Below are 8874 nucleotides of genomic sequence, written 5' to 3'. Positions count from 1 at the left end.
CCGCGTCCGCGGCGGCGGCCGGGGGCGCGGCGAGCAGGCCGGCGAGCAGGCAGGGGGCGGCGGCCGCGAGCAGGGCGGCGCTTCGGAAGTGGGGTGTCATCGGTGCCTCGTGGTCACGGTCGGGGCGCGGCGCGGCGCGGGGAGGTGCGCGGCGGCGGTCCGACTCCGGTCGAAGGTCGAAGGTCGAAGCCGAGCGGTGACGGTCCGATCACCGGGATACCTAACCCACCGTCACCGGCTTCGTGCGGACACGGACCGCTTTCCATGCCAACGGCGCAGTGGATCCTCCGCACGCCCCCCGTTCGGTCCGCCTTCGGTTGCGGTGCGTAGTCGAGCCGCCGAGCATGGCGAGGGATCTTGATCGTCGGAAGTCCCGATCAGATATCAACCGATCGGCCCCGTTGCCGAGTTCAGGGAGGAACCCGTTGCTCCGGACCTCACCCGCCAGACTCCTTGCCATCACCCTCAGTAGCGTCTGCGTCCTCGCCGGCTCGGCCCCGGCGGGCGCGGAGGACACCGAGCCAGCCGTGGTGGTCAACGGCACCTTCGCCTCCCCGCAGGTCTCGTCCGGTTCGACCTGGGAGTACCTGGCCATCGACGGCTGGGACGGCCCCGGCCTGCTCTCCGCCTCCCGCGCCGCCCACCCGCGCGGCTACCAGGCCGCCTTCCTGGCCGCTCCGGACTCGGCGACGCCGCTCAGCACCCGGCTGCGCACCGTCCGCGCGGGCGCCACCGTCACCCTCAGTTGGGACGACAACCCGGACAGCTGCGTGGGCAAGGGCGTCGCCAAGCGCGCCTACACGGTGACGGTCGCCGGCGATGCGAACCAACCCGGCAAGTTCACCACCAACGACCCGATCGGCAAGGCGAACTGGTTCCTCGGCCGGTCCTACTCCTTCACCGCCGCCGAGGACTCGCCCAAGGTCGCCTTCTCCTTCGACGCCTCCAACGCCAGCCAGAGCTGCCAGCCGTCGATCAGCAACGTCTCCGCCAAGCAGACCGCCCCGAAGACCCCGCCCAAGGACGCCTCCGACCCGTGCGCGGGCGAGGCGGCCAACGGCACCCGGTGCAAGGACCTCGGCAAGGCCCGGGACGAGATCGACAAGTGTCCGCCCACCGACCGCGACTGCCTGAGCGGCGTCTCCGGGGACGGCAAGCAGACCAACGACGGCATCGACCAACAGACCACCGCCGTCCAGGACTTCAACGACATCCCGCGCGACGAGAGCCCGGACGCGGCCGCCCAGCACCTCTGCCCGCTGTCGAACGCCCTCACCGATGGCTTCCCGCCCGAGTACATGGTCATTCCGCCGAGCCAGTGGGGTCAGTGCTGATGCGACGTCAACTCCCTTGTGCCGCAGGATCTGTCCTGCTCACCGCCGCCCTCGCCCTGACGGCCGCGCCGCCCGCCGCGCAGGCCGCCGACACGGTCGAGGCCACCGTCCCGAACGGCACCTTCGCCGATCCGGTGGCGCCCGACAACGGCACCCAGGCCGGGCACGCGGGCTGGTCGCCGGACGGCAACGGCGTGGTGTTTGGCAAGGGCCTGGCCCAGCACCCGCAGGGCTACCAGGCCGCCTCGCTGAACTGGAACGGCGCGCCGCTGACCATGCGCACCCGGCTGTGGGGCGTCAAGAAGGGCTCCACCGTCACCCTCACCTGGGACGACAGCCCGAGCACCTACAAGGGCTGCACGCCGGAGCAGGTCAAGGACGGCCAGACCTACAACGTCTCGCTGATCACCGACGGGCCCGCGCCCGACCCACAGGTCACCACCAAGGGCAGCGACACCGTCGGCACCGCCAACTGGACGACGGGGCGCGCCTTCTCGTTCACCGCGACCGAGGACAACCCGATGGTGTCCTTCGACTCGGCGGAGCCCGCCGGGTCGATGTCCTGCGGCCCGCTGATCACCAACGTGCGGGCCGAGCAGACGCCCGCGCCGGTCGACCAGAAGATCCGCAAGGAGCAACTGCCGCCGCCGAAGGCGTACCGGGGCAACGACCCGCTGGAGCCGGGCGTGGCGGTGGACGACTGCGAGGGCTCGCCGACCACCTGCACGTTCACGGTCGACAAGCGGTACTCGTACCAGTACTACGGGCAGACCCGGATCGTCGGCGAGGTGTACCTGAACTGCACCCGCAACGCGATCACCGACGACCGCAAGCTGGAGGTCACCGAGCCGCCGTACGACAACCTCACCCAGTACTACGCGCTCAAGGGCGCCCCGCTGCTGCCCAGCCGCTCCGAACTCGCCAAGAGCCGCCCCAACGTGGCGAGTCAGGTCGAGGCGGGGTTCAGCGTGGCGGGCGGGAACGCGGCGGCGGTCTCCACCAGCAACCCGCTGACCTGGACGCGGACCACGAACAAGCCGCTGAACCCGGTGATCCAGCCCGGTGAGGTGAGCTGGATCGAGGTGCAGCCGGCCCGCGAGCGGGTGACCGGCTCGTTCACCAACTCCCGCAACAACTACCGGCTCGACGCGACCTTCGACGTCCCGGCGACCTCGCTGCCGGACCGCTACTACCAGCGCACCGGCCCGCTCACCGAGGTCGAACTGCAGCGCTGCGGCGCCAACCGGCCGACCGCCGGGACGCCCGACAACACGGCCGGCCCGGACAAGCGGCTGACCCCGCTGGACGCCCCGCCGCAGGGCCTGGCCACCCGCGCCGTCCCGCTCGTCCCCTGACCCCGCTGACCTCCGCTGCCCCCGCTCGCCCCCTGGAGCCCACCGTGCCGCTCACCCGTCTGCTGGCCGTCCCGCTCGGAGCCGCCCTCGCCCTCGCCGTGCCGTGGCCGTCCGGCGCGGTGGACCTCCAACCGGCGGTGGTGCCGAACGCGACGCTCTCCTCTCCCGCCGTGCCCGACGGGCAGACCTGGGGCGGGGCCGCCGACGACTGGACCGGCAGCACCCTGCTGGTGTCCGCCACCCGGGCCGGCCACCCCCAGGGGTACCAGGCGGTGCTGCTCGCCTCCTCCACCGGGACGCCGATCGGTACCCGAGTACGCGGCGTCCGCGCCGGTGCGACGGTCACCCTGACCTGGGACGACAACCCAGACGCCTGCGTCTCCTCCGGCGGTGGGCGGCCCTACACGGTGTCGGTCGCCGGTCCGGGCAACAAGCCCGGCTCGTACACCACCAAGGACGCCAACGGGAAGGCCAACTGGTCCACCGGCCGCAGCTACTCCTTCACCGCGGCCGAGGACGCCCCCGCCTTCACCTTCACCTTCGGCACCCCGAGCACCAGTCCGGGCTGCCGCCCGATGATCACCAACGTCCAGGCCGCCCAGACCCCGCCGCCGGCCCCACCCGCCCCCAGCGCCTCCGACCCGTGCGCGGGCGACGGGGCGAGCAGCCCAGCCTGCAGCACCGACGCGGGCAACAAGGAGAAGATGGACAAGTGCCCGGCCACCAGCCGGGACTGCCTCGACTCCGTCGCCGGCAAGGGCGAGAAGGAGAACGCCGGGATCGACCAACAGACCCAGGCGCTCGACGAGTTCACCAACACCCCGCGCGACCAGGACCCGAACGCCGCCCTCGGCGGCCTCTGCCAGGTCGCGAACCTGCACAACGAGAACCTCGAACCGGGTGACACCGTCCTCGCCCCCGGCACCTGGTGGTACTGCTGACCCGCCGCCCCTGCCTGCCCTGCCTCACCTGTTCGCGTGCCGGCGCTGCCGGTCGGTCGGAGCGGGCCCGCTCCCTCCCGTCCGTCAGCCGGTACTGCGCCAGCGGGCGCTGGTCCGCCGTGTGCGGGGGCGGGGTTCGCCCCGGTGGTGGCTCGTGGGCGCCCGGGTCCCCGCCGTCGGGGACGCCGCCCTCGGCTGGGCCGCCACCGCCTGCGGAGGGTCGGCCGCCGGGAGGACCCCGCCCTGCCGGCGGCACGTCGAAGCCCCGTCGGACGGCGGCGACTTGGAGGGGTCACCGGCCCGACGGGGCTTCGACACGTGCCGCTGCGGCTCCGGCGGAGTCCGTCACACCGCCGTGGGCCGCGCGCTCACCGGATCGGCTCGGCCGGGCCGATCCGGTCGGTGGCGGTCTAGAAGTGGATCATGTGCTGGAAGGACGCCTCCGAGCTGCTGACCTTGAGGTGGCTGCGGGTGCCGTAGGCGAGCGGGTTGTTCCAGTTGTACTCCTCGACGTCGAAGGAGCCGTCGGAGTACACCGCGTTGACGTAGGCGACGTGGCCGTAGATCCCGTGGGTGTCGTTCACGGCGATGGCGCCGACGGTCGGGGTGGTGTTGACGGGGATGCCGAGGCGGCGGGCGGCGTCGTCCCAGGTGGCGGCGTTGCCCCAGGTGGTGCCGCCGTAGGAGTTGCTGAAGTTCGGGACGCCGAGGCGGTCCGCGATGCGGAAGGCCGCGAAGGCGGTGCAGTTGTTGGCGGCGAAGCCGCGGGTGCCGTGGTCGAAGTCGTTGACGGGGCTCTCGTTGTCGCTGCTGGAGCTGCTGAGGAACTTGTGGGAGGCGTTGTTGTTCTTCAGGGTGGAGTTGAGGTTGCCCTTGGCGCCGGGGGCGAAGTCCTGGTAGGAGCCGGCGTAGCCGCTGTTGTAGTAGACGCGGACGGTCTGGCTGGTGCGGTTCCACACCGATGCGGCGTTGTTCTTGATGCAGAGGCCCTGGCCGGCACCGGTGCCCTTGAAGTCGTAGCAGGTCGGCTGGGTGTCTCCGTAGTTGCTGAGGGAGCCGGTGAAGTCGGAGATCGAGCCGGCCTCGTCGCTGTTGTAGTAGTAGCAGAACTCTCCGGAGCCGCAGACGCCGTCACGGGACGCGGCGAAGGCGGGCGCGGAGGTGGTGGCGATCAGCGGAACGGCCAGGGCCAGGGCGGTGCCGGCGACGGTGATCGCGTTGCGTATGTTCCTCATGGTCTTCTCTCCTGATGGCGTGTCATCGACGGGTGCTGACGGTTGATCGGGTCGTGCTTCGGTCGTGCTTCGGTCGTGCTTCGGTCGTGCTTCGGTCGTGCTCGGGAAGGACCGCGCGGTCAGTGCGTGCGCTGGTACTCCTCCCAGGTCTGGATGGGGATGCGGGGGCCGTCGTCGGCGGCGTGGTTGGCCAGGCCGTTGAGGCCGAGGTAGTAGTCACCGGTCTGGTTCTGGGCCTGGGTGGACAGATCGGTGTCGTTGATCGCGGCGGCGTGGATGTGCCACGGCCAGTCGCCCTGGGTGGGGTTGCGGACCCAGGCGGCGAACCCGACCTGGCGCAGGGCCTTGGCGACGGCGGTGCGGGTGGTGCTGGTCATGCCGTCGACGTTGACGTCCACGACGCCACCGCCGTCGTGGGTGCCGGCCGAGGTGGGGTCGCCGCCGGGGTTGTAGGAGCCCTGGTCCAGGGTGAGGCTGAAGCCCAGGAGGCGTTCGGCCTCGGTGAGCATCTTCTGGGTGCGGGTGTCGATGGTGTATCCGTCCCGCTGCACGTGTGCGCCGGGGCCGATCTGCTGGGTGACGGTGTACCGGCCCTGCCCGAGCGTGGTGAGGGAGGTGGTGCCGGGCAGCCCGTTGGCGGCCAGGCCGGTGTAGCCGAGGGAGCGCTGGTAGGCGGCGTAGGCGGTGATGGTGGTGGTGCCGAAGTAGCCGTCCACCCACTTGGCGTCGAGGAGGCCGCGGGCCTGCAGGGCCCGCTCGACGGCCAGGACCGAGTCCTTGGCCCCCGGGGTCAGCGTGTTGTCGGCGCGCCGGGGGTCGATCTGGGCGGCCAGCACGGTGGCCTCCATGTTCACCGTCGGCAGCGTGGCGGTGACCGCCGACGCCTCGGTCCGGGGCGCCGGGGTCGCCGCGTTGGCCTGTGCGGTGCTCAGCACCAGGCCGCTCAGGACGGCGACCGCCGTGAGCAGTCGGGTGGCGGTCTTCCGGGTCTTGATGGCGGATGCCATGCGATGGTTCCTTCTGGTTCGGTGGAGGATGGGCGTCGACCCCGGCCCGACCCCCGGCCGGGCGGCGGGCGGCGGGCGGGTGAGGGCTCAGACGAAGGGGCTCGGGCGAAGGGGCTCCCGGCCGGGGCGGCGCCCAACGGCACCGCCGGCCGGTGCGGCCGTGACCGGCGTTCCGGGAGCCGGTGCCACGGCGGTCGCCGCAGGGGGGACGGTCAGCAGCGGACGTCGGTCTTGACCGCGATGTCGCCGTCGCTGGGGTAGGGGATGGGGCCGTAGCCCGTCCAGCCCAGGCCCTGGGTGCACTCCGCCAGGGTCGCGGCGCCGAAGGACCACAGCTCCACGGAGTTGTGGCCGCACCGGGGGTCCTGGACGTCGTGTCCGCCGTTGGTGACGATGGCCGTGCACACGTCCCAGCTGCTGTGGGTGTTGCGGTAGCCCTCCCACACGTACAGGTAGGAGTAGTTCTTCCCGCAGCCCTTGTACTGCTTCACCGACGCCATCGTCTGCCCGCCGACGTTGAGGTAGGCGGTGCTGCCGATCTGGGTGACGCTGGAACAACCGGAGGGGGAGGCGGCGGCGTTGGCCGCTCCGGGGATGGCGACGAGCATCGGCAGGGCGATGGCCGCGGCGGTGACGATCTTGGCGAGGACGCGCATGGCGAAGAGCCTTCTTTCGGGGAAGGGGGAGGGAAGAGGTGTCTCGGCCGTCGCCGGGGCGCCGGAGCGGGTTCCGCCGCGGACGGGCCGGACCGCTCAGGGGCGTGCGGAGACCGGCGGGCGGGGCCGAGGAGTCTGTGACGGCCGCTGCGTCGACCATCGGGGGCTGTCGCGATCGGGGTCGTCTCGTCCCGACCGGACGTCAAGTGCCTTGCCGACAAGAGGTGTTGTGACGCCGGCGCGGGCGGGTGGTTCTCGATCTCCGGGCGGGACGGCCTCGTGCGGCAAGAGCCGCGGGCTCGGTCCGTGGAGGTCTGGGCAGAAGTCTGGGCGGGGCCCTCGGTGGGGCCCTCGGCAGCGGCCCGGTCGAGCTCTCGGTGGAGGCTCAGGTGGTGGCGAGGCGCCAGCCGCGCAGGGCCGACGCTTGCTGCAGAGCGCGTTCGCAGACGCGGCGCAGGTTCGCGGTCGCCGCGTCCGGGGTGGCCGCGATGATCGCGGCGGCGATGCGGTAGCAGTCGAGGTCGACGCAGGTGCGGACGTGTTCCACTCGGTCTTCGTGGCGGCTGTGGACCCAGATCAGGTCGGTGACCGCTTCAGCCGTCAGTTGCGAGGGCGCCGGATCGGAACGGACGAGAGTCACCGCGACCAACTGCACGAGGTCCGGTCAACTCTGTGCGGGGGGTGAAGCAGGGGCGGAGTCCCAGTCGAAGCCCGAGGCGGTGACGGAGTGTCGGGCGGCCGGGCGATCGGTGGCGACGCCGTCCGCGGCGACGGAGACCAGACCGACGGCGAATGCGGCGATCAGACCGGTACATACGATGCGTATCGAGCGAGTCACGACTGTTCTCTCCTGTTTCGTACCCATGCTGTGCCCGTGAGTGGTTGCTGTGCCAGTGAGTGGTTCGCGGAAATCGCCCCGGTTTTTGCGGCGTTCTCCGCTGACGAGGAAGAGCTTGCCGCCCACGGAAGGCGATGTCACGACTACAGAAGTGGCATCAAGTCGCTCGGCATCTAAGTGCCAGATCATTTCGCCTGCGAGAGCATTGCGCCCCCGGCCGCCGTGCACCGATGATGATCATCGATGCGGGAGGGTGTCACGGTGTTGCAAGTACTGGGATTGAACGCCCTGACGGAGGGCGTCTACAGGGCCATGCTGGCGGAGCCGGACGCGGGGGTCGAGCGGATCGCCGCGAGCCTGCGCCTGTCGGAGGCTCAGGTGCGTGAAGCACTCGACGAGCTGCTGAAACTGACGCTGCTTCGGCCCGGGGCTGACTCCCATGCCCTACGGGCCGTCAGCCCGGAGGTCGGGCTGACCAGGCTGCTCGCCCGTAACCAGAACCAACTCCTTTTCCAGCAGCAGGAGTTGGAGAGCGCCCGGTCCGAGATCGCCGCCCTCTCCGCCGAGTACGTCGACCGGCGGCCCGACGACGAGATGGTCCTGCGGCTGGAATCCCTCGAAACCGTCCGCGACCGTCTTGAGGAACTCGCGGCGACCGCGACCCAGGAATGCCTCTCCCTGATGCGGGGTGGAGCAGCCCGTCCCGATTCCATCCAGGCAGGCAGGCACCCCAATCAGCTGGCGCTGGAACGCGGAGTGGTCATTCGCAGCATCTTCCAGGACAGCTTCCGCAACGACCCCGACACCCTGCGGTACGCCCGGTGGTTGGCCGAGCTGGGCGGTCTGACGCGCACCGTGCCGCTCCTGCCGATCCGGCTGGTGATCGTCGACCGCAGCATCGCCCTGGTGCCGATCGACCCCAGCGACGGCCGTCGCGGCGCGCTGGAGCTGCACGGGGCGGCCCTGATCCAGCCGCTGTGCGCGCTGTTCGACGAACTGTGGCGCAGCGGAACCGACTTCGGGCAGCCCGCCCCCCGCGACGGCCAGGACCTCACCGGGTCCGAGCGTGCCCTGCTGGAACTGCTGGGCCACGGCCACACGGACGAGTCCGCAGGCCGCAAGCTGGGCCTGTCCCTGCGGACGGTGCGCCGGATGATGCAGGACCTGATGAACCGGCTGGGCGCCGAGAGCCGCTTCCAGGCCGGGGCCCAGGCCGTCCGGAACGACTGGATCTGACCCCGGAGCGGCTGCCCCGGGGTGAAGCCGAGGCACCGGGCCGCCTCGACGACCCGCAGCACGGCCACGACTCACCCGTCGTAGCGGCGGTGGCCGCCCGGAGAGCGGTCGGGCCCCGGCGGCAGGCCGCGGTGTCCGTAGCGGCGCAGGGTCCGGGCGCTCACCCCGGGCGACCTGCGCGGCCCGCACGGTGGCCGGCCTGATCGACTCCGCGGTCGGCTGGCGCCCGGGGCTCCGGCGCCCCATAGGAATTTAACACGTCTTAACATCAA

Annotated in this window: 9 protein-coding genes; 4 read left to right on the top strand and 5 right to left on the bottom strand. The window is 71.5% G+C overall.

Annotation, left to right across the window (positions count from 1 at the left end; all coding sequences use genetic code 11):
• The first annotated feature begins 425 nt into the window (after positions 1-425).
• The 3 genes from ACWEO5_RS37065 to ACWEO5_RS37055 are packed head-to-tail and all read left to right on the top strand — an operon-like array spanning position 426 to position 3630.
• Positions 426-1334 carry a hypothetical protein gene (locus ACWEO5_RS37065; protein ID WP_452166495.1) on the top strand — a complete coding sequence of 303 codons (909 nt, stop codon included), beginning with the start codon at positions 426-428 and terminating at the stop codon, positions 1332-1334.
• Positions 1334-2689, top strand: coding sequence for a hypothetical protein (locus tag ACWEO5_RS37060; protein ID WP_452166494.1), 1356 nt, complete (start codon positions 1334-1336; stop codon positions 2687-2689). The genes ACWEO5_RS37065 and ACWEO5_RS37060 overlap by 1 nt, the downstream gene beginning before the upstream one ends.
• Before the next feature lie 44 nt (positions 2690-2733).
• Positions 2734-3630 carry a hypothetical protein gene (locus tag ACWEO5_RS37055; protein ID WP_452166493.1) on the top strand — a complete coding sequence of 299 codons (897 nt, stop codon included), beginning with the start codon at positions 2734-2736 and terminating at the stop codon, positions 3628-3630.
• Between the two features lie 410 nt (positions 3631-4040).
• Here ACWEO5_RS37055 and ACWEO5_RS37050 read toward each other — a convergent pair whose 3' ends face one another.
• From ACWEO5_RS37050 to ACWEO5_RS37035, 4 genes are all read right to left on the bottom strand, one after another.
• On the bottom strand, positions 4041-4865 hold the full coding sequence (locus ACWEO5_RS37050; protein ID WP_452166492.1) for a CHAP domain-containing protein: 825 nt from the start codon (positions 4863-4865) through the stop codon (positions 4041-4043).
• A gap of 119 nt (positions 4866-4984) precedes the next feature.
• A complete protein-coding gene (locus tag ACWEO5_RS37045; RefSeq protein WP_452166491.1) occupies positions 4985-5872 on the bottom strand; it encodes a peptidoglycan-binding domain-containing protein in 888 nt (295 codons plus the stop codon).
• Between the two features lie 212 nt (positions 5873-6084).
• Positions 6085-6528, bottom strand: coding sequence for a hypothetical protein (locus tag ACWEO5_RS37040; RefSeq protein WP_452166490.1), 444 nt, complete (start codon positions 6526-6528; stop codon positions 6085-6087).
• Between the two features lie 385 nt (positions 6529-6913).
• The gene (locus tag ACWEO5_RS37035; protein WP_452166489.1) at positions 6914-7075 is read right to left on the bottom strand and encodes a hypothetical protein; all 162 of its coding nucleotides are present in this window, start codon (positions 7073-7075) and stop codon (positions 6914-6916) included.
• Positions 7076-7609: 534 nt separating this feature from the next.
• On the opposite strand from ACWEO5_RS37035, the gene ACWEO5_RS37030 reads away from it, so the two are divergent.
• Complete coding sequence (locus tag ACWEO5_RS37030; RefSeq protein WP_452166488.1) at positions 7610-8602, top strand: LuxR family transcriptional regulator; 993 nt, start codon at positions 7610-7612, stop codon at positions 8600-8602.
• A 71-nt stretch (positions 8603-8673) separates the two neighbouring features.
• On the opposite strand, the gene ACWEO5_RS37025 is transcribed toward ACWEO5_RS37030, so the two are convergent.
• On the bottom strand, positions 8674-8766 hold the full coding sequence (locus ACWEO5_RS37025) for a MerR family DNA-binding transcriptional regulator (RefSeq protein WP_452166487.1): 93 nt from the start codon (positions 8764-8766) through the stop codon (positions 8674-8676).
• Positions 8767-8874 lie beyond the last annotated feature (108 nt).

The sequence above is a fragment of the Kitasatospora sp. NPDC004272 genome (assembly GCF_053603035.1).
The sequence above is the reverse complement of the archived record's forward strand: the minus strand, read 5'-3'. Positions and strand labels throughout refer to the sequence as shown.

What these genes read in the sequence shown, in the direction of transcription:
- ACWEO5_RS37030 (WP_452166488.1), top strand. Translation starts at nt 7,610, where the DNA reads ATGCGGGAGGGTGTCACGGTGTTGCAAGTACTGGGATTGAACGCCCTG.
- ACWEO5_RS37040 (WP_452166490.1), bottom strand. Translation starts at nt 6,528, where the DNA reads ATGCGCGTCCTCGCCAAGATCGTCACCGCCGCGGCCATCGCCCTGCCG.
- ACWEO5_RS37050 (WP_452166492.1), bottom strand. Translation starts at nt 4,865, where the DNA reads ATGAGGAACATACGCAACGCGATCACCGTCGCCGGCACCGCCCTGGCC.
- ACWEO5_RS37045 (WP_452166491.1), bottom strand. Translation starts at nt 5,872, where the DNA reads ATGGCATCCGCCATCAAGACCCGGAAGACCGCCACCCGACTGCTCACG.
- ACWEO5_RS37060 (WP_452166494.1), top strand. Translation starts at nt 1,334, where the DNA reads ATGCGACGTCAACTCCCTTGTGCCGCAGGATCTGTCCTGCTCACCGCC.